This window comes from Cohnella sp. 56 (assembly GCF_037963805.1).
Taxonomy (GTDB): domain Bacteria; phylum Bacillota; class Bacilli; order Paenibacillales; family Paenibacillaceae; genus Cohnella.
This window is the reverse complement of sequence record NZ_JAZDQE010000022.1, coordinates 80,817-99,827: the sequence shown is the minus strand read 5'-3', so window position 1 is coordinate 99,827 and position 19,011 is coordinate 80,817. Positions and strand designations below refer to the sequence as shown.

16 protein-coding genes and 1 pseudogene are annotated in these 19,011 nt (G+C 60.6%); 14 read left to right on the top strand and 3 right to left on the bottom strand.

All coding sequences use genetic code 11. The features are described 5' to 3' along the window. Nucleotides 1–292 precede the first annotated feature (292 nt). The 5 genes from VQ071_RS26630 (at nt 293) to VQ071_RS26610 (ending at nt 6,506) form a co-directional block, all read left to right on the top strand. Nucleotides 293–1,423, top strand: coding sequence for a deoxyribonuclease IV (locus tag VQ071_RS26630; protein WP_340517552.1), 1,131 nt, complete (start codon nt 293–295; stop codon nt 1,421–1,423). 39 nt (nt 1,424–1,462) lie between these two features. Beyond that, nucleotides 1,463–2,365 carry a formyltetrahydrofolate deformylase gene (gene purU, locus VQ071_RS26625; RefSeq protein ID WP_340517550.1) on the top strand — a complete coding sequence of 301 codons (903 nt, stop codon included), beginning with the start codon at nt 1,463–1,465 and terminating at the stop codon, nt 2,363–2,365. Between the two features lie 228 nt (nt 2,366–2,593). Next, a complete protein-coding gene (gene tkt, locus VQ071_RS26620) occupies nt 2,594–4,606 on the top strand; it encodes a transketolase (RefSeq protein ID WP_340517548.1) in 2,013 nt (670 codons plus the stop codon). 196 nt (nt 4,607–4,802) lie between these two features. Further along, a complete protein-coding gene (gene ppnP / locus VQ071_RS26615) occupies nt 4,803–5,120 on the top strand; it encodes a pyrimidine/purine nucleoside phosphorylase (RefSeq protein WP_090114161.1) in 318 nt (105 codons plus the stop codon). Between the two features lie 117 nt (nt 5,121–5,237). Then, nucleotides 5,238–6,506 (top strand): IS91 family transposase, encoded by a 1,269-nt coding sequence (locus VQ071_RS26610; RefSeq protein ID WP_340517545.1) that lies wholly within the window; start codon nt 5,238–5,240, stop codon nt 6,504–6,506. A 628-nt stretch (nt 6,507–7,134) separates the two neighbouring features. On the opposite strand, the gene VQ071_RS26605 is transcribed toward VQ071_RS26610, so the two are convergent. Both VQ071_RS26605 and VQ071_RS26600 read right to left on the bottom strand, forming a co-directional pair. After that, on the bottom strand, nt 7,135–7,548 hold the full coding sequence (locus VQ071_RS26605; protein WP_340517562.1) for a PilZ domain-containing protein: 414 nt from the start codon (nt 7,546–7,548) through the stop codon (nt 7,135–7,137). Beyond that, a pseudogene (locus VQ071_RS26600) lies at nt 7,534–8,424 on the bottom strand (NAD(P)-dependent oxidoreductase); the annotation flags it as partial. The pseudogene VQ071_RS26600 and the gene VQ071_RS26605, both read right to left, overlap by 15 nt. Nucleotides 8,425–8,627: 203 nt before the next feature. Here VQ071_RS26600 and VQ071_RS26595 point away from each other — a divergent pair. The 4 genes from VQ071_RS26595 (at nt 8,628) to VQ071_RS26580 (ending at nt 13,749) form a co-directional block, all read left to right on the top strand. Beyond that, entirely contained in the window at nt 8,628–10,817 is a 2,190-nt protein-coding gene (locus tag VQ071_RS26595) for an alpha-galactosidase (protein ID WP_340517544.1), read from the top strand. A gap of 204 nt (nt 10,818–11,021) precedes the next feature. Continuing rightward, on the top strand, nt 11,022–11,516 hold the full coding sequence (locus tag VQ071_RS26590; protein WP_340517542.1) for a DinB family protein: 495 nt from the start codon (nt 11,022–11,024) through the stop codon (nt 11,514–11,516). A gap of 128 nt (nt 11,517–11,644) precedes the next feature. After that, a complete protein-coding gene (locus VQ071_RS26585) occupies nt 11,645–12,994 on the top strand; it encodes a glucose-6-phosphate isomerase (protein WP_340517540.1) in 1,350 nt (449 codons plus the stop codon). A gap of 125 nt (nt 12,995–13,119) precedes the next feature. Beyond that, on the top strand, nt 13,120–13,749 hold the full coding sequence (locus tag VQ071_RS26580; protein WP_340517538.1) for a YigZ family protein: 630 nt from the start codon (nt 13,120–13,122) through the stop codon (nt 13,747–13,749). A 102-nt stretch (nt 13,750–13,851) separates the two neighbouring features. Here VQ071_RS26580 and VQ071_RS26575 read toward each other — a convergent pair whose 3' ends face one another. Continuing rightward, nucleotides 13,852–14,253, bottom strand: coding sequence for a secondary thiamine-phosphate synthase enzyme YjbQ (locus tag VQ071_RS26575; protein ID WP_340517536.1), 402 nt, complete (start codon nt 14,251–14,253; stop codon nt 13,852–13,854). Nucleotides 14,254–14,425: 172 nt separating this feature from the next. On the opposite strand from VQ071_RS26575, the gene cysT reads away from it, so the two are divergent. From cysT to VQ071_RS26550, 5 genes are all read left to right on the top strand, one after another. Then, on the top strand, nt 14,426–15,229 hold the full coding sequence (gene cysT, locus VQ071_RS26570) for a sulfate ABC transporter permease subunit CysT (RefSeq protein WP_445293344.1): 804 nt from the start codon (nt 14,426–14,428) through the stop codon (nt 15,227–15,229). Nucleotides 15,230–15,231: 2 nt separating this feature from the next. Then, the gene (locus tag VQ071_RS26565) at nt 15,232–16,029 is read left to right on the top strand and encodes a sulfate ABC transporter permease subunit (protein WP_340517560.1); all 798 of its coding nucleotides are present in this window, start codon (nt 15,232–15,234) and stop codon (nt 16,027–16,029) included. Between the two features lies 1 nt (nt 16,030). Beyond that, complete coding sequence (locus tag VQ071_RS26560; RefSeq protein WP_340517533.1) at nt 16,031–17,098, top strand: sulfate/molybdate ABC transporter ATP-binding protein; 1,068 nt, start codon at nt 16,031–16,033, stop codon at nt 17,096–17,098. Nucleotides 17,099–17,199: 101 nt separating this feature from the next. Then, complete coding sequence (locus VQ071_RS26555) at nt 17,200–18,291, top strand: sulfate ABC transporter substrate-binding protein (RefSeq protein ID WP_340517531.1); 1,092 nt, start codon at nt 17,200–17,202, stop codon at nt 18,289–18,291. 340 nt (nt 18,292–18,631) lie between these two features. Next, nucleotides 18,632–18,991 (top strand): helix-turn-helix domain-containing protein, encoded by a 360-nt coding sequence (locus VQ071_RS26550; protein WP_340517529.1) that lies wholly within the window; start codon nt 18,632–18,634, stop codon nt 18,989–18,991. The last annotated feature ends 20 nt before the right edge of the window (nt 18,992–19,011 follow it).

Here is a 19,011-nt window from a genome sequence, read left to right as displayed (position 1 = left end):
GTGATGCCTGAAGCCACCTGATCTGCACCAAAATCTCATACATCCTTTCAAAAAAGTCGTGTTTTTCACGTCTTATTTGTCATGCTCTTTTTCCTTACTGCCTGCTTTCACTCTTGATTTCAGACTTTGTCACCTCGTTACCGGAATTATACCGCATTTCCCCATGTCTGTCCCGTGCGATCCCCATCTCTTGTCTCCTAGATTTATTTCATTGTTCGCGCTACAATAGGTTTTGATTTCATAGGACGGGCCCGGGCAATGACGGGTGCCGCAGACGGAGGGGAGTATAGCCATGCTGAAGATCGGTTCCCATGTGTCTTTCTCGGACAAGGGGTTGCTGACGGCGACGGACGAGGCCAAGTCCTACGGCTCTAGCTCGTTCATGATTTATACGGGGGCACCGCAGAATACGAGGCGCAAGCCTATCGAGAGCTTGTATATTCCCGAGGGCAAGGAAGCGATGGCGGAGGCGGGAATCGGCGAGATTGTCGTGCATGCGCCGTACATTGTCAATCTCGGTTCTTATAAGGAAGATACGTTCGAGCTGGCGGTGAACTTCCTGCAGGAGGAAGTGCGACGGACGGACGCGATCGGCGTGAACAACATCGTGCTTCACCCGGGCGCGTACACGGAGAAGGATCCGGAGTACGGCATCGCGCGTATCGCGGAAGGACTCAACGAGGTGCTGGAAGCGACCAAGCATACGAACGTGAACATTGCGCTTGAGACGATGGCGGGCAAAGGCACGGAGATCGGCCGCAGCTTCGAGGAGCTGGCCGCCATCATCGAGCGCGTTCGCGACAACGACAGGCTCACGATCTGTCTCGATACATGCCACATTCATGATGCGGGCTACGATATCGTGGACGATCTGGACGGCGTGCTGAAGTCGTTCGACGAGACGGTCGGCCTCGATCGCATCGCGGTCATCCATCTGAACGACAGCAAGAACCCGCGCGGAGCGGGCAAGGACCGCCATACGCCGATCGGCTCGGGCTGGATCGGTTACGATGCGATCAACAATTTAGTCGGCCATCCTGCGCTGTCCGGCAAGCCTTTTATTCTCGAGACGCCTTGGATCGGCAAAAAAGCCGGCAAGGAACGTCCGATGTACGAGGCGGAGATCGCGCTGCTGCGCGGCGACGTCGACCTGCGCTTCGGCGGAGAGTTCCTCGAAGACGTCGAGCGCCTGCACCACTTCTTCGGCAAGCAGGACATCGATCACAGAGCCTTCGTCCTGAACACCTGGGAAGTGCTGAAGTCGGACGCCAAGGCACGCAAGGCAGACCCGCGCGAGCCGCTGGAGCGTCTGTACGATCTGGCGATGGAGCATCGCGTGCTGTCTGCCGACTATAGCGAGGAAGCCGTCAACCAACGCCTGACGGCTTATCTGGCGGGCAGGGAATGGCTGGCTAAAGTATAAGGAAGAGAAGTATCCGATAGAGAGGCAGAGGAAACCGTCATGACCCAGAACGTCTACCAACCGCAGGACAGCAAAGGCCGCGAAGAAAACGCGAACCGCGCCAGAATGCTGATCTCCTGCCCCGACCGGCCGGGAATCGTCGCCGCCGTATCGCAATTTTTGTATGAGCAAGGCGCGAACATCTTGCAGTCGGATCAATATACGACCGATCCGGAGAGCGGCATGTTTTTCATGCGCATCGCCTTCGATCTCGCCAATCTGGAGCACAACCTGCCCGTCCTGCAGGAGGACTTCGCGCGCATCGCCGACCGCTTCGAGATGCGGTGGAGCGTCTACCGCGCCGTCCGGCGCAAGCGCCTCGCGATCTTCGTGTCCCGCGAGGACCATTGCCTGCTCGAGCTGCTCTGGCAATGGCAGGCCGGCGATCTCGACGCCGAGATCAGCATGGTCATCAGCAATCACAACGATATGCGCGGGCTCGTCGAGTCGTTCGGCATACCGTTCCACCACATCCCGGTCACGCCGGAGACGAAGGCCGATGCCGAGAAGCGCCAGTTGGAGCTGACCGCCGGCAAGGTGGACCTGGTGATCCTCGCCAGATACATGCAGATCATCACGCCGAAGTTCATCGAGCACTTCACGAACCGGATCATCAACATCCACCATTCCTTCCTGCCCGCCTTCGTCGGGGGCAAGCCGTACCACCAGGCGTACGACCGCGGCGTCAAGCTGATCGGCGCGACGGCGCATTATGTGACCGCCGAGCTGGACGCGGGCCCGATCATCGAGCAGGACGTGCAGCGGGTCAGCCATCGCAACAATGTGGACGAGCTGCGGCGCATGGGCCGCCATATCGAACGCATCGTATTGGCGAGAGCCGTGAAGTGGCATATCGAGGACCGTCTCGTCGTGTACCAGAACAAGACGGTTGCTTTTATCTAATGCTGAGCAGGGCCGGGCGATCGGCCCTCCTCACCATGGATAAAGCGGCAGAGCGATGAGGACGATAACCGGGGAGACTTTGGGATCAGAGGCGGAGCCGGACTTGTCCGTACAAGCGTTATGGAAAACGGACAACCCCCATGGTACAATAGGCAAGGTCGAACTGCGCCGGTTTAACGGACTAATGCACCATAACAACGCAATGCAGATAAAGGAGGTCGTTTCCATATGACAGCAAACGCCAAGACGATTGAACAGCTATCCGTGACGACGATCCGTACGCTCGCGATCGACGCGATCGAAAAAGCAAAATCCGGACATCCCGGCATGCCGATGGGCGCGGCGCCGATGGGGTACCAGCTGTTCGCGAAAACGATGAAGCACAATCCTTCGCAGCCGAGCTGGATCGATCGCGACCGCTTCGTGCTGTCCGCCGGTCACGGCTCCATGCTCCTATACTCGCTGCTGCATCTCTCCGGCTACGATCTGCCGATCGAAGAGCTGCAGAACTTCCGCCAGTGGGGCTCCAAAACGCCGGGTCACCCGGAATTCGGCCACACTGCAGGCGTCGACGCGACGACAGGACCGCTCGGCCAAGGCATCGCGATGGCCGTCGGCATGGCGATGGCGGAGGCGCAGCTGTCGGCTACATACAACCGCGAAGGGTATGAGCTGATCAACCACTTCACCTATTCGATCTGCGGCGACGGCGACCTGTCCGAAGGCATCTCCTCGGAGTCCGCGTCGCTGGCCGGCCACCTGCAGCTTGGCAAGCTGGTCGTGCTGTACGATTCGAACGACATCTCGCTGGACGGCGAGCTGTCCCTGTCCTTCTCCGAATCGGTCGCGAAGCGCTTCGACGGCTACGGCTGGCAAGTGCTGCGCGTCGAGGACGGCAACGATCTGGCGGCGCTCGCCAAGGCGCTCGCCGAGGCGCAGGCCGAGACGAGCAAGCCGACGCTGATCGAAGTGAAGACGGTCATCGGCTACGGCTCGCCGAACAAGGGCGGCAAGGGCGGCCACGCTGGCCCGCACGGCTCGCCGCTCGGCACGGAAGAATCCAAGCTGACGAAGGCGTTCTACGAATGGGATCACCCCGATTTCTTCGTGCCTGACGAGGTGCGCGCGCACTTCGCCGAGGTCAAGAGCCGCGGCGAGCAGGCGTATGCCGCCTGGGAAGAGCAGTTCGCCAAGTACAAGGCGGCTCACCCCGAGCTGGCGCAGCAGTTCGAGGACGCGCTGGCGCGCAAGCTGCCGCAAGGCTGGGACGCCGACCTGCCGAAGTACACGACGGAGGACAAGCCGCTCTCGACGCGTGTCGCATCGGGCAACGCCTTGAACGGCCTCGCCAAAAACGTGCCGAACCTCGTCGGCGGCTCCGCCGACCTGGAAAGCTCCACGATGACGCATCTGAAGGGCCTGCCGGTCTACAGCGCCAAGGACTACAGCGGCCGCAATATCTACTTCGGCGTGCGCGAGTTCGGCATGGCTGCGGCGATGAACGGCATCTCGCTGCATGGCGGCCTGCGCGTGTACGGCGGCACGTTCTTCGTGTTCACGGACTACCTGCGTCCGGCCGTCCGCCTGGCCTCGATCATGGGCCAGCCCGTCGTCTACGTGCTGACCCACGATTCCATCGCCGTCGGCGAAGACGGACCGACGCACGAGCCGATCGAGCAGCTCGCGTCGATTCGCGTCATTCCCGGCCTGACCGTGCTGCGCCCCGGCGACGGCAACGAGACATCCGCAGCATGGGCCTATGCGCTTGAGAATACCGGCAACCCGGTCGCGCTCGTGCTGACGCGCCAGAACCTGCCGATTCTCGAAGGCACGGCCGAGCACGCCCGCGAAGGCATCAAGAAGGGCGGCTACGTGCTGTCCGAGGCAGCCGGCGAAGCGCAGGGCATCCTGATCGCGACCGGCTCCGAAGTCCAGCTCGCCGTCGCCTCCCAGAAGGCGCTCGCCGAGCAGGGCGTTCATGTCCGCGTCGTCAGCCTGCCGAGCTGGGATCTGTTCGAAGCCCAGTCCGCCGAGTATCGCGAGAGCGTGCTGCCGAAGGGCCTCAAGGCGCGCCTGGCGATCGAGATGGCTTCGCCTTTCGGCTGGGAGCGCTATGTCGGAGACGGCGGCGCCGTGCTCGGCATCAGCACCTTCGGCGCTTCCGCACCGGGCGACCGCGTCATCAAGGAATACGGCTTCACGGTCGACAACGTCGTGGCGCAGTTCCGCAAGCTGATCTAAAGCACACCGCGCGCTTGCGATTGCTGTTGTGCAGCGGCTGCGACGATTCAAGGCGTCTAACCGCCGCCGAGATGCCGGCCCCCCTTTGCGGGCGGCCGGCTCTCTTTCGGCCGGCGCGCGTTAGCGCATTGCAAAGGCAATGCAGCTCCGCGCCGCAACGAGATACAAGTTTTTTCATATTAGGAGGCTCTCATTCATGTCCCAATTCGATCAAGTCAGCGTCGTCAAGCAAGCGAACATCTACTTTGACGGCAAGGTCACGAGCCGTACCGTCAAGTTCGCCGACGGCACCCGCAAGACGCTCGGCATCATGCTGCCGGGCGAATACGAGTTCGGCACGGACCAGAAGGAAGTCATGGAGATTCTGGCCGGCGAGCTGACCGTACAGCTGCCGGGCAGCGAAGAGTGGATCTCGATCTCCGGCACCGGCGAATTCACCGTGCCTGCCAACGCCAAGTTCAAGCTGAAGGTGACGCAGGTCGCGGACTACGTCTGCTCGTACCTGGACGCCTGATTTACGAATGCGCCACAAAAAGCCTTCGCCGTCATGAAAATGGCTGCGAAGGCTTTTATTTACATTAAAGAAAGTATATCGCTTTCGGTTTTTAGGCTGAATGGGTAAAATAGCGATATGGAAGCGAATATCTTAAAGCGGATCTTTTTCGATGAGAACCGACATTGGGAACGATTTGTGGAAAAGAACAGATCTCGAGTCCGTACCTGCGTGTTAAAAGAAGTGGAGAAGTTCCGGAAATGCGGAGACCCGCGGAACGGCTTCAAGCTGATGGTGTACGAGGGCTGTCACGATCTGAAAATGGTGCCGTATCGTTGCAAGGGGCGATTCTGCACGACCTGCTCCTGCGGAGAGACGGAGGAATGGAGCCGACTATTGTTAGATGACGTGCTGCAGGTCCATCATCGTCACGTGGTATTTACGATTGACGAGGGGCTGTGGGATGTCTTTTTGGTACACCGTGATTTGCTGAAGAGCTACATGGATGAAGCGGTGCGAGTGGTGCAGGCGTATTTTCAGAAGAAGCGGAAGGTGACGCCGGGAATCATCGCGGGTTTACATACGTTTGGGTCAAGACTGAACTTTAATCCGCATGTACACATGCTGGTGACGATGGGAGGGATGAAGAAGAACGGAGAGTGGGTGACGTACGACTACATCCCGTTTGAGATGCTGCGCAAACAGTGGCAGACGGTGGTACTCAAGCTCATTCGGCGTCAGTTGTCGGAGGAAGAGAAGAAACGAGTACAAGGTCGCTTGCAGAAAGCTTACACGGCCAACGGCGAGGGCTTCTATGTGCATGCGCCGAAACAGCGTGGAGCCGTTCGGCAGCAGTTAGGCTATATCGGTCGGTATATCCGGCGATCGGCTATCGCGGTACACCGAATCAAGGAGTACGACGGGGAATATGTGGAGTTTAGCTACCATGACAAGACGAGCGGAGAAGAGAAGAACGAGCGAATCACGGTGGAAGAATTCATTACGCGGCTGATCCGGCATATCCCGGACGAGCAATTTAAAACGATCCGCTATTATGGGATCTATTCGCGGCGAACGAAAGGGTATAGCAAGAAGAGGATGAAGGCGTGGCAGCAAGTGAGCCGAAAATGGGCAGTAAGGATACAGCGTGCGCTCAAGCGAAGAAATTGGCGGGAGAGAGTGAAGCAAACGACGGGGAAAGACCCGCTGATCTGCCAGCGATGCGAGTGCTACTATGAATATAAGGGAGAAGTGTGTCTACAAGAAGGGGAGCTACGGGTGAAGTATGCCCGTTGCCGGACGACGCATGCCTGTTTGGAGAGGATGATTAACCATCTCACCGATATCGAAGAAACGAAAGCCAGACAAAAAGAAAAAGCCCAATCCGCTTACGAACGGGCAAGTTAAATACCTATGCCTAAGCTGTCGGGAAGCGGAACTCATTCCGTTAAAGGTGGTACGTAACTTTGACCGAATGGAAGGGGGGGATCCGTCGGTACCGCCCCAATTCACGTGTGAATCCTGTGGGGGAACGATGTACCCAGAGCATTATAAAAGCGTTCACGGATATGAATACCACATTTCGGATATTTTCCAAACCTAAAAGGACCGTCAGGGCGATCTTCCCTGACGGTTTTTCTTATTGCAATTCGGGGTTCAGTGCGTCCAGTTAAAGCCTGCATTTTTTGCAGTTTTTCTGGTTGTTGTCTGGGGCTAGGCCGGTCAGCTCCGGCGCCTGGAGATCGGGTTCATCGCGTCCGTCAACTTAAAGCCTGCATCCATACATCTTTTTCGGCCGAATCGCACGATTTTGGAGCAAAAACCTGCAATCGTGCATCCTTTTAGGCGCGCAGCGCGGATAACAGTAGCCTGTCGGACCTAAAGCCTGCATAATTGCAGGTTTTGGGGTGTATGGATCGGCGGCGTGTCTAAAGCCTGCATATTTGCAGGCTTTGGGGTGTATGAATTGGCGGCGTGTCTAAAGCCTGCATATTTGCAGGTTTTTCCGTTGACTTGTGCTGCCGAATACCGATCCCTAACCGTGCGACTCGATGTACTCCTTCAGCTGCAGGCGCTGATACAGGGCAAGTCCGGACAGCAGGCAGCCGTAGTGGAACAGCCCGTCCTTGCGTTCGATCCGGATGATGCGCGCCGTCATCGGCGGCAGGCTCGTCTCCTGCTGGAAATGGATGACGATGAACATGTCCTTCTCGAGCGGGATGGACGTCGCTACCTGAAGGCCGTCCTCGGACACGTCGCTCAGCACGGCGTCCACGCTCTGTCCGGCGAACGATCCCGCCTGCTCCCATTGATAAATGGAGATCATGAGCGGGATGTTCAGGGCGACGCGCTTCTGCCTGCGCCGGTCCGACTCCGCAGCCTCGTCGGCCGTCTCGACTGATTCGGCCGTCGCCGATGTCTGTTCGGCCGCGCCAGGTTCCCGCCCGATCCGCCCGCCGATCCATTGCTCGTACAGCTTGGCCAGCGCCGCCAGATCCTCTTCTCCGTAGCCCGCAGACGCTCCCGCCTGGAACAGGCTCTTGGACGCCTCAAGCATCGGCGTCGGCACGCCGAGCCCGTCGCTCAGCACGGACGAGAGCTTCAGATCCTTGAGCATGAGCGCCAGCGAGAATTGCACGCCGAAGTCGTGCTCGATAATTTTGCGGCCTTTGAGCTCGGCCTGCTTGCTCGCAGCGCCGCCGCCCTGCACGACCTGCAGGAAAGCGGAGGCGTCGATCCCCGCCTTGGCCGCGAGCGCCATGCCCTCGACAAGTCCGGCTGCGTTGATGCCGACGATCGTATTGTGGGCGAGCTTGGCTGCCGCGCCGCTGCCGCTCGGTCCCATGTACAGCACCTCGCGCCCCATCGCCAGCAGCAAAGGCTGCTGCTCGCGCACGATCTGCGCGTCGCCGCCGACCATGAACAGCAGCGTGCCGTCGATGGCCGCCGGCTTGCTGCCCGTCACGGGCGCGTCGAGGAAGTCGCAGAATGCGTCGGCGGCATCTCTCGCGAGCCTGCGCGCAAGCGCGGGTGACACGGTACTGCTGTCGATCAGCACCGTGCCCGGCTTCAGTCCCGCGAACACGCCTTCGGTGCCGTAATACACTTCTTCGACGGCGGCGTCGTTGCTGATCATTGTGATGACGACGTCCGCGCCGCGCGCGGCGGCCAGCGGCGTGGCCGCTTCCTCCGCGCCGAGCTCGAGCAGCTCGCCCGCCTTGCCGGGCGTCCGGTTGTATACGGTGACGGCGTAGGACTTGCGAAGCAGGTTGGCGGCCATCGGCCCGCCCATCGTACCCAGTCCGATAAATGCGATCGTTGGCATGTTTGGTTTCCCTCCACAGTCGAATAACCAGATTCTTTCATTATAGGCAAAGCGCAGGCCCGTGAAAAGCGCCGCCGGGCAGAAATCGACAGAAGCCGCCGCCCCCCACATAAAAACATATATAAGCGTCTTTATTCCATGTATCCGAGTGTTCGATTCCGGTATGCTAACGGGATAGCAATTATCATTCCGAGGAGGCTCATATGACGATTACATTCGACAACGAGCGTCAGACCTTTCATCTGCGGACGCCGAATACGAGCTACATATTGACGATAGTCGAGGGGCAGTATCCCGCGCATGTGTACTGGGGGTCTGGGCTCAGGAGCGCTTCCTGGCCGGGCGGCCTGACGCTGCGCGAGCGCGCAAGCTTCTCTCCGACACCCGATCCGGACAAGTCGCGCCTGTCGCTGGATGCGCTGCCTCAGGAATATCCGGGCTACGGCTCGGGAGACTTCCGCAACCCGGCCTATCAATTCACGCTCGCGGACGGCACGACGGTCGCCGAGCTGGTATATCGCGATCACCGGATATTTGCGGGCAAGCCCAAGCTTGAAGGCTTGCCGTCGACTTACACCGAGTCCGACGACGAGACACAGACGCTGGAGCTGACGCTGCACGACGCGCATTCCGGCATGCTCGCCGTGCTGAGCTATACGACGTTCCGCGATTCTGACGCGATCGCCCGCTCGGTGCGGTACGTCAACGAGAGCGGACAGCCGGTGCGCATCCGGCGGGCGCTCAGCGCCAGCGTGGACTTCAATCGCGACGGCTTCGAGCTGGTGCATCTGAACGGCGCCTGGGCGAACGAGCGGCATATCTCGCGCCGGGCGCTCGTGCAGGGCCAGCAGGGCATCGAGAGCCGCCGCGGCTCCAGCTCGCACCAGCACAACCCGTTCGTGGCGCTCGTATCGCCGGGTGCCGGCGAAGAGCAGGGCGACGCCTACGGCTTCAGCCTCGTATACAGCGGCAGCTTCGCCGCGTCCGCCGAGGTGGATCAATTCCATACGACGCGTGTATCGATCGGCCTCAATCCGTTCGACTTCGAATGGCAGCTTGATCCGGGCCAGTCGTTCCAGGCGCCCGAAGCGGTGCTCGTATATTCGAATGAGGGTCTCGGCGGCATGAGCCGCACGTATCACCGCTTGTATCGCACCCGCCTGTGCCGCGGCGAATTCCGGGACCGCACGCGTCCGGTGCTCGTGAACAATTGGGAGGCGACCTACTTCGACTTCAACGCGGACAAGATCGCGGCGATCGCGGAGGCGGGCAGCCGGCTCGGCATCGAGCTGTTCGTGCTGGACGACGGCTGGTTCGGCCGCCGCAACGACGACACGACATCGCTGGGCGACTGGAAGGTCGACCTGAACAAGCTGCCGCAGGGGCTGGACGATCTGGCGAAAAGGGTGAACGCTCACGGTCTCCAGTTCGGGCTCTGGTTCGAACCGGAGATGATCTCCCCGGACAGCGATCTGTACCGCGCGCATCCGGACTGGTGTCTGCACGTCGAGGGCCGCCGCAGGACGCAGGGCCGCCGTCAGCTTATCCTCGATCTGTCGCGCCAGGACGTGTGCGACTATATTATCGACACGGTCGGCGGGGTGCTGGCGTCCGCGCCGATCGCCTACGTCAAGTGGGACATGAACCGCAACATGACGGAGATCGGCTCCGCGCTGCTGCCGCCGGAGCGTCAGCGCGAGACGGCGCATCGCTACATGCTCGGCCTGTACCGGGTGCTCGAGACGATCACCTCGCGTTTCCCGCATATTTTGTTCGAGAGCTGCTCCGGCGGGGGCGGACGGTTCGATCCGGGCATGCTCCACTATATGCCGCAGACGTGGACAAGCGACAACTCGGACGCCGTCTGCCGGCTCAAGATTCAATACGGCACGAGCCTTGTCTACCCGATCAGCTCGATGGGCGCGCATGTATCGGCGGTGCCGAACCATCAGGTGCACCGGATGGCCTCGCTCAAGATGCGCGGCGACGTGGCGATGTCGGGCAACTTCGGCTACGAGCTGGATCTGACCAAGTTTACGGACGAGGAGCAGGTTGAGGTGGCCGCGCAGGTTGCCGCCTACAAGGAACTGCGCGAGTTGGTGCAATTCGGGGACCTGTATCGTCTGAAAAGTCCGTTCGAGGGCAACGATACGGCGTGGATGATCGTGTCCGCGGACAAGTCCGAGGCGTTCGTCGCATATTTCCGCGTATTGGCGCAGCCTAATGCGCCGATCGAATGGCTGCGCTTGGCCGGACTCGACCCGAAGGCGGACTACGAGGTCGACGGCGTCGAGGGCGTATTCGGCGGCGACCAGCTCATGTTCGCGGGCCTTGTGATCGACGATCTGCACGGCGACTTCCAGAGTGCGACGTGGCGGTTGAAGCGCGTCTGATCGTTGGACTGCCGCCAGTTATCTAACCGCTTAACGCAAGGCCGCTTGGGCAAAGGGATAATCCTTTGCTCAAGCGGCCTTTGATGCACGCAGATGCGAGCAGCGTTTCGATTTGCTCGCCGCGGGGTAAGCTTGGCGCAGCGGGGATGCTCTTAGCGGAGCTTCCCCGACTGCGTCATTTTAACTAGGAAGGGAAGCCTGATGATGAGCAAACGCGAACTGCTTCTGCACAGTTACGATGTCGGATACGATCAGGATGACTGGTATCCGCCGCTCAAAAACGCCCTCAGCGGCGTAAGCGAGGGCCAGGCGGATTGGAAGCCGGCCGGCGAGGCGGTCAATTCGATCCGGCAGACCGTGCATCACCTGCTGTATTACAAGCAACGCCTGCTGCGCGAGCTGCGGGGCGAACCGCAGCCTGCCGGTTCGGACGAACTGACCAACGACGACACCTTCGAGGCGGCGGCGCTCGGCAGCCCGTCCTGGGAGGAGGCGGTCCGCCTGCTCGAGGATACGCATCTTGCCGTACGCGAAGCGCTGGCCGAACGGAGCGACGAGGCGCTGGAGCAGCCCATTCCGAAGACGAGGGCATGGATGTACGCGGACAGCATCATCCGGCATGAAGCCTACCATGTCGGCCAGATCATCCAGCTGCGCAAGCTGCAAGGCTCATGGCCTGCGCACCGGTCGTTCTCATAGGCGCTGAGCGCCCGCTTCGTTGCTTTTAGCCCCGGGTCCGGTTGCTTGTACCGAAGGCGAATTTTGGTTATTCTAAAGCTACGTGCCTACCGGACGCGAACGATCGAATCTGAAAGGGGCTATACGCAATGTCAAAGAGTATTTCTCTCGATTATTCCAAAGCGCTGCAGTTCATCGGGCAGCATGAGATCGACTATCTGGCACCGGCCGTGAAGCTGGCGCATGAGCAGCTGCACAACGGTACGGGGACGGGCTCGGACTATCTGGGCTGGATCAACCTGCCCTTCGATTACGACAAGGAGGAGTTCGCACGCATCCAGGCTGCGGCCAAGCAGATCCAGTCCGATTCGGAGGCGCTCGTCGTTATCGGCATCGGCGGCTCGTACCTGGGCGCCCGCGCGGCCATCGAGATGCTGTCGCACTCCTTTTACAATACCTTGTCCAAGGAACAGCGCAAGACGCCGCAGATTTTCTTTGCCGGCAACAATATCAGCTCGACGTACGTGACGCATCTGCTGCAGGCGCTCGAGGGCAAGGACTGGTCGATCAACGTCATCTCCAAGTCGGGCACGACGACCGAGCCTGCGATCGCCTTCCGCATCTTCCGCGAAGCGCTCGAGGCGAAGTACGGCAAGGAAGCGGCCAAGAAGCGCATCTACGCGACGACGGACAAGGCGCGCGGCGCGCTCAAGACGCTGGCGAACGCCGAGGGCTACGAGTCGTTCGTCATTCCCGATGACGTGGGCGGACGCTACTCGGTGCTGACGGCGGTCGGCCTGCTGCCGATCGCGACGGCCGGCATCGACATCGAGGCGATCATGAAGGGCGCGCAGGATGCGGCCACGGCGCTGAACAATCCGAATCTCGCGGAGAACCCGGCCTACCAGTACGCCGCCATCCGCAACGCGCTGTACCGCAAGGGCAAGACGGTCGAGATTCTCGTCAATTACGAGCCGAGCCTGCATTTCGTATCCGAATGGTGGAAGCAGCTGTACGGCGAGAGCGAAGGCAAGGATTACAAAGGCATCTATCCGGCTTCCGTCGACTTCTCCACGGATCTGCACTCGATGGGGCAGTTCATCCAAGAGGGCAACCGCATCATCTTCGAGACGGTGCTGCAGGTCGGCGAGGTGGCCGAGCAGATCGAGATCAAGAGCGACGCGGACAACCTGGACGGCCTCAACTTCCTGACCGGCAAGACGCTCGACTTCGTCAACAAAAAGGCGTTCGAGGGTACGATTCTGGCGCATACGGACGGCAATGTGCCGAACCTGGTCGTGCAGCTGCCCGACATGACGCCGCACAGCTTCGGCCAGCTCGTCTACTTCTTCGAGATCGCCTGCGGCGTCAGCGGCTATCTGCTGGGCGTCAACCCGTTCGATCAGCCCGGCGTCGAGGCCTACAAAGTCAACATGTTCGCGCTGCTCGGCAAGCCCGGCTTCGAGGAGAAGAAAAAGGAGCTTGAAGCGCGTCTGTAATTGCCATCGCCAATCTGCAAGCGAGAGCCGCCACCGGACCAAGCGTCCAGGGCGGTTTTTCGTTTGCGGCGGTCATGGTAAACTGAGAGGACAAAAATAGCGGCGAGTTGAAGGGAAGTATTAGCATGCTGGCGCGATACGCCACCGTAGCGGGGTACGGAGAGCAAGAGATCGTCATCAAAAAATCGCGCTTCATCGGACATGCGAAGCCTGCGGAGTCGGAGGAAGAGGCGGTCGCTTTCATCGAGGAGATCAAAAAGCGGCATTGGAACGCCACGCACAACTGCTCGGCCTACTCGATCGGAGAGCGCGACCAGTGGCAGAAGGCGCTCGACGACGGGGAGCCGAGCGGCACGGCCGGCAGGCCGATCCTCGAGGTCATTAAAAACCGCGGCTTGAAAAATACGGTTGTCGTCGTGACGCGATACTTCGGCGGCATCATGCTCGGCGCGGGCGGGCTCGTGCGCGCCTACACGGACGGGGCCGTGGCCGGCATCGACGCGGCGGCGCCGATCGTGCGCGTGCTGCATCGGGAGATCGCGGTCGATGTGGACTATACGTGGTACGGCAAGCTGGAAAACGAGCTTCGCGGAAGAGGCGTAAAGGTGGGCGACGTTGCCTTCACGGATCGGGTGCGCGTGCTGTGCCTGCCGGAGGAGCCGGACGCCGACCGCTTCGAAGCCTGGATGATCGATCTGACGCAGGGCCAGGGCATCGTGACGCGAGGCGAGACGCAATATTATACGGAGGGCTAGAGAGCTGCCGAAGCGGTGCGGCATGTTCCGCATAGTGCGTACCAGGACACAGCGAAGCAGCCCGTCTGCGAGCAGGCGGGCTGCTTCGCTGCGCTGTTTTCGTTAGCCTTGAATGACCTTGACGACATACTCGCGGTCGCGCGGTCCGTCGAATTCGCAGAAGTAGATGCCCTGCCAGCGGCCGAGCAGCAGCTTGCCGCCGCTCACGATGACCGTCTGCGAGGTGCCGGTCGTGATCGCCTTCAGGTGGGACGCCGTGTTGCCCTCGCCGTGCCGGTACTTCGGATGCGTCCACGGGTATACCTCGTCCAGCCGCATCAGCACATCGCGCTTCACGTCCGGGTCCGCGTTCTCGTTGATCGCGATACCCGCGGTCGTATGCGGACAATAGATGACGGCGAGGCCCTCCTGCACGCCCGAGCGGCCGACGAGCGAGGCGACCTGACGGGTGATATCTACAATCTCGTCGCGCGTGCCCGTGCGCAGCTTTTCTTTGTACAGCATCTATCTTCCTCCTCCCGGGCGGCGATTAAGCGCCGTCCTTCTATCTGACAAAATACCGAATTGCCGTTGACGAATCAAGGGGCGATCTGCTACATTAGCAATACCAACTAACTTAATAGGAATTGTGGAGAGGCAACAATGCCCATCCTGGAGGTTCGCATACGTGACTAACATGCTGCAGAGCCGATGGTGGAGCTGGGGATTCCGCAGCACCGTCATGCTTTATTTTATTCTTTTGATTGTTTGCCCGATTGCCGGCATCTACGGCCAGTCGCTGTCGGGCGGCGTCCAGGCCTTCCTGGACAATGTGGGCGAGACGCTGGCTTGGAGGTCCGTGCTGCTCACCGTGAAGCTCGCGCTGATCTCCACGCTGATCAACGCCGCGATCGGTACGCTGTCGGCCTGGGTGCTCGTGCGCTATCGCTTTCCGGGCCGCAGCCTGCTGAACAGCCTGGTCGATCTGCCGTTCGCACTGCCGACGGCCGTCATCGGCCTGATGATTCTGCTGCTGCTCGGTCCGCGCAGCTGGATCGGCAGCGGGGCGGAGGCGCTCGGCACGACGATACTGTTCCACGAGCCGGCGATCGTCGTGGCGATGATCTTCGTCACGTTCCCGTTCGTCATCCGCGCGGTCCAGCCGCTGCTCGAGGAGCTGGACGCCTCCGAGGAGGAGGCGGCGTACACGATGGGCGCCTCGAAGACGCGGACGTTCCTCCGCGTCATCCTGCCCTGCATGGCGCCCGGCATCGTGAGCGGCGCCATGCTCGCCTTTTCCCGCGCGCTCGCGGAGTTCGGCGCGGTCGTGCTGGTCGCGGGCAACATCCCGGGCCGCACGCTGGTCGCATCGGTCTACATCTTCGGCGAGATCGAGAGCGACAACCCGGCAGGCGCGGCCGCCGTATCGGTGCTGCTGCTCACCCTGTCGCTGCTGATCCTGTGGACGGTCAATCTCGTCCGAAGGAGGCGGGCACGATGACGATCAGGAGACTGTGGATCGGACTTACCGTACTCATTTTTGCCGTACTGCTGGTCGTGCCTTTGCTGCGGATCGTGCAGGGCGCCTTCGACGAAGGCTGGGGCGGCTTCTCGGCCGGCATCTCGCGGCCGGAGGCGCAGCACGCGCTGCTGATGACAGGCATCATCGCCGTCTCGGTCACGGCGATTAACACGATTTTCGGCGTCATGCTCTCGCTGTACCTGGTCCGCGCGAACTGGCTCGGCAAGCGTCTCAAAGCCGTCATGAACGGCATCGTGGACCTGCCGTTCGCCGTCTCGCCCGTCATCGGAGGCCTGATGATCGTACTGCTCCTCGGCCCCGACAGCGCCGTCGGCGCGCTGCTCGGCAGAGCGGGCGTCGACATCGTCTACGCGCTTCCCGGCATGATCCTCGCCACGCTGTTCGTCACGTTTCCGATCGTGATCCGCGAGGTGATGCCCGTGCTTCAGGAGGTCGGCAGCCAGCAGGAGGAGGCGGCCCATATGATGGGAGCCTATGCCTGGACGACATTCTGGCGCGTCACCTGGCCGCTTATCCGCTGGAGCGTCGTCTACGGCGTGATTCTGACCGTCGCCCGATGTCTCGGCGAGTTCGGTGCCGTGCTCGTCGTATCCGGCAATATCATCAACAAGACGCAGACCGCGACGACGCTCGTCTACCAGGACGTGGAGAACTTCGACCTGACGGCGGCCAACGCCGTCGCGCTCGTGCTCGCGTCCGCATCCGTCCTTTTGCTGCTTATTATGGAATGGTCCAAATCCCGAAGGGAAGTGCATTGAAATGCATGTCGAGGTACGGGGACTTCATAAATCGTTCGGCTCGTTCCAGGCGGTCAAGGATGTCAACTTCAGCGTGGAAAAGGGGCAGCTCATCGGCTTGCTCGGACCGAGCGGCGGCGGCAAAACTTCGATCCTGCGCATGCTCGCCGGACTAGAGACGCCCGATTCGGGCGACATCGTCTTCCATGGCCAGCGGGTCAACGAGCTGCCGCCGCAGGAGCGGGGCATCGGCTTCGTCTTCCAGAACTACGCGCTGTTCAAGCATATGACGGTAAGCGAGAATATCGCATTCGGACTTGAAGTCAAAAAGTGGAACAAGGCGAAGATCAAGGAGCGCGTCGCCCATCTGACGGAGCTGACCGGACTCAAGGGCTTCGAGTCCCGCTATCCGCACCAGCTGTCCGGCGGCCAGCGGCAGCGCGTCGCATTCGCACGCGCCCTCGCCCCGGAGCCGCAGCTGCTGCTGCTCGACGAGCCGTTCGCCGCGATCGACGCCAAGATCCGGCACGAGCTGCGCTCCTGGCTGCGCGAGATGATCGACCGGCTCGGCATCACGTCGATCTTTGTCACTCACGACCAGGACGAGGCGATCGAGGTTGCGGACGAGATCATGATCATCAACAAAGGCAATCTGGAGCAGAAGGGCTCGCCCTGGGAGATCTACAAGGACCCGAAGACGCCGTTCGTGGCGGGTTTCATCGGGGAATCGCGGATCGTGGACAATGTCGCGTCGCTGCGCGGCTTCGGCGATGCGGCTGCATCGGCGGGCACCAGGGGGCTGATCCGTCCGGAATATATCGAGATCGGGCGCAGGGAGGAGTTCACGCAGCTGCTCTCGGCGACGGAGGCCGGGCGCGTCAGCCATATCCACTTCCGCGGCAGCGAGTGGCTCGTCGAGGTTGAGGTGGGCGGCATCAAGCTGGTGACATACCGCTCGCTTGAAAAGGAAGTGCTGCATCCGGGCGACGAGGTGCAGGTGCTCGTTCACCGCGCCTACTTGTTCAACGACAGCGACAGCTGGGTGATGGAGAACAAGCTGAAGGCGGATCAGAATTTCGTGTACATTTAATTCATGCGATTCAAACGCGGCGCCGGCAGTCCGAGAGGACTGCCTTCCGCTTGCATATACGGGAGCCTGCGGAGGCGCCGTCGGGAGGTTGACGATTTTTCATGAACAACAGGACGAGCAGACGCCGCGGCGCCGGGAGGCTGCTGCGCGCAGGGCTGCTGGCAGCGATCTTCGGCTGGTCGCTGGCCGGATGCGGCGGAGCGGGGAGTGCGGACGCGCCTGGGCCGGATGCGGTCAGCGAGTCTCAGGACAGCGGGACGGCTACGCTCGTCATCGGCGCCTATTCGGTCGCGAAGGACGCGCTGCAGCAGATTCTGCCCGCCTTCGGCAAGGAATGGGAAGCCAATACAGGGCAGAAGCTGAAGTTCCAGCAATCGTACGAAGCGTCCGGCACACAGGCGAGATCGATCGTCGGCGGCTTCAAGGCCGATGTCGCCGTGCTCTCGCTTGAAGGCGACATGGACAAGATCGTCAAGGCGGGGCTGATGAGCGACAATTGGAAAAAGACGGATACGGGCGGCATGATTACCCGCTCGCTCGTCGTTATGGGGACGCGCGAGGGAAACCCACTCGGGATCGCGGACTTCTCCGATCTGGCGAGGCCGGGCGTCAAGGTGCTGTTCCCCAATCCGAAGGTGTCGGGGGGCGCGCAGTGGGATATCAACGCCATCTACGGCGCCGGATTGAAGCAGGCGGAGCGGAAGACAGGGCGCAAGGACAAGGAGGCGGCCAAAGCCTTCCTGTCCGCCGTCTACGACAACGTCGAGTCGATGGACAAGAGCGGGCGCGCATCGATGGCGGCCTTCGAGTACGGGGTCGGCGACGTGATCGTCACCTATGAGAACGAGCTGCTCGCCCGTGTGGCGCAGGGGGTTCACTACGATATCGTGACGCCCGGGGATACGATACTGATCGAGAATCCCGCGGGTGTCGTCGATGCCAATGCCGACGAGCACGGCGTGCGGGAGGCGGCTGAAGCGCTCGTGGCCTACCTGCGCGGCGAGGCGGCGCAGGAAGTATTCGCCGAGAAGGGCTTCAGACCCGTGAATGCAGAGGTTGCGGCGCGCCACAAGGACAAGTACAAGACGCCGGAAGGCCTGTTCGATATTGGCTATCTCGGCGGCTGGAGCCAGGTCCGCGCCAATCTGTACGCCAAGCGGGGCGTATGGTATCAGGTGCTGGCAGGTCAGTAGCACGGCATAAGCGGGCCGCAAGCGATTGAAAGGACGAGAGCGACGTTCAGCCCTCGTCCTTTTTTGCGTTCTTTCCTTTATGTCTCTTTTTGTATTCGCTGTACACGAGGCCCCCCAATAGGATAAGCACGATCGTCAGACTGGCCACCCAGTAATACAAAGGATAAGGCTGTTCGCTGATAAAAATGAAATTCCCCTCCAATTGACGTTACTTCATGTATTTATTTTATATTATATAAAAATTGTAAAAAATGCAAGTAACCACTTGAATTATATGCAAGTGTGTTCGTAGCCGAATTCAAATCTCTTATACTGAATCAAAAAGCGCGGGGTGCAACCGTTGACATTCGGCAAACGCTTGAAGCAAGCCAGACAAGAAAAGCATATGACGCAAAACGAAGTCGCCGGCGCGCTGGGCGTCGACTTCACGACGATATCCAAATACGAGAACAACCGGTCGCAGCCCGACAATGAAATCTTGCGGGAATTGGCGAGCATCTATGAAGTATCGCTGGACTGGCTGCTGACGGGCATCAACAAGGAGCAGCCGACGCCCGAGCCCAACCGGTTCGTACGGCGGGGCGTCGAAGAAGTGCTGACGGAAGCGGAGGCGGATCATCTGCAGGACAGTCTCGAGATGTACCGGCTGCTGCAGGAAAAGCGCAAAAAAGAAAAGAACGCCGAGCGGCGTAAAACATAAAAGGCTTCCGGCTTGCTCTG

Bases quoted from the DNA above. Each gene is read 5' to 3' on its own strand.
- VQ071_RS26585 (WP_340517540.1), top strand. From the start codon at position 11,645: ATGTCAAAGAGTATTTCTCTCGATTATTCCAAAGCGCTGCAGTTCATC.
- VQ071_RS26595 (WP_340517544.1), top strand. From the start codon at position 8,628: ATGACGATTACATTCGACAACGAGCGTCAGACCTTTCATCTGCGGACG.
- tkt (WP_340517548.1), top strand. From the start codon at position 2,594: ATGACAGCAAACGCCAAGACGATTGAACAGCTATCCGTGACGACGATC.
- VQ071_RS26575 (WP_340517536.1), bottom strand. From the start codon at position 14,253: ATGCTGTACAAAGAAAAGCTGCGCACGGGCACGCGCGACGAGATTGTA.
- VQ071_RS26630 (WP_340517552.1), top strand. From the start codon at position 293: ATGCTGAAGATCGGTTCCCATGTGTCTTTCTCGGACAAGGGGTTGCTG.
- VQ071_RS26560 (WP_340517533.1), top strand. From the start codon at position 16,031: ATGCATGTCGAGGTACGGGGACTTCATAAATCGTTCGGCTCGTTCCAG.
- ppnP (WP_090114161.1), top strand. From the start codon at position 4,803: ATGTCCCAATTCGATCAAGTCAGCGTCGTCAAGCAAGCGAACATCTAC.
- cysT (WP_445293344.1), top strand. From the start codon at position 14,426: ATGCTGCAGAGCCGATGGTGGAGCTGGGGATTCCGCAGCACCGTCATG.
- VQ071_RS26555 (WP_340517531.1), top strand. From the start codon at position 17,200: ATGAACAACAGGACGAGCAGACGCCGCGGCGCCGGGAGGCTGCTGCGC.
- VQ071_RS26610 (WP_340517545.1), top strand. From the start codon at position 5,238: ATGGAAGCGAATATCTTAAAGCGGATCTTTTTCGATGAGAACCGACAT.
- purU (WP_340517550.1), top strand. From the start codon at position 1,463: ATGACCCAGAACGTCTACCAACCGCAGGACAGCAAAGGCCGCGAAGAA.
- VQ071_RS26580 (WP_340517538.1), top strand. From the start codon at position 13,120: ATGCTGGCGCGATACGCCACCGTAGCGGGGTACGGAGAGCAAGAGATC.
- VQ071_RS26590 (WP_340517542.1), top strand. From the start codon at position 11,022: ATGAGCAAACGCGAACTGCTTCTGCACAGTTACGATGTCGGATACGAT.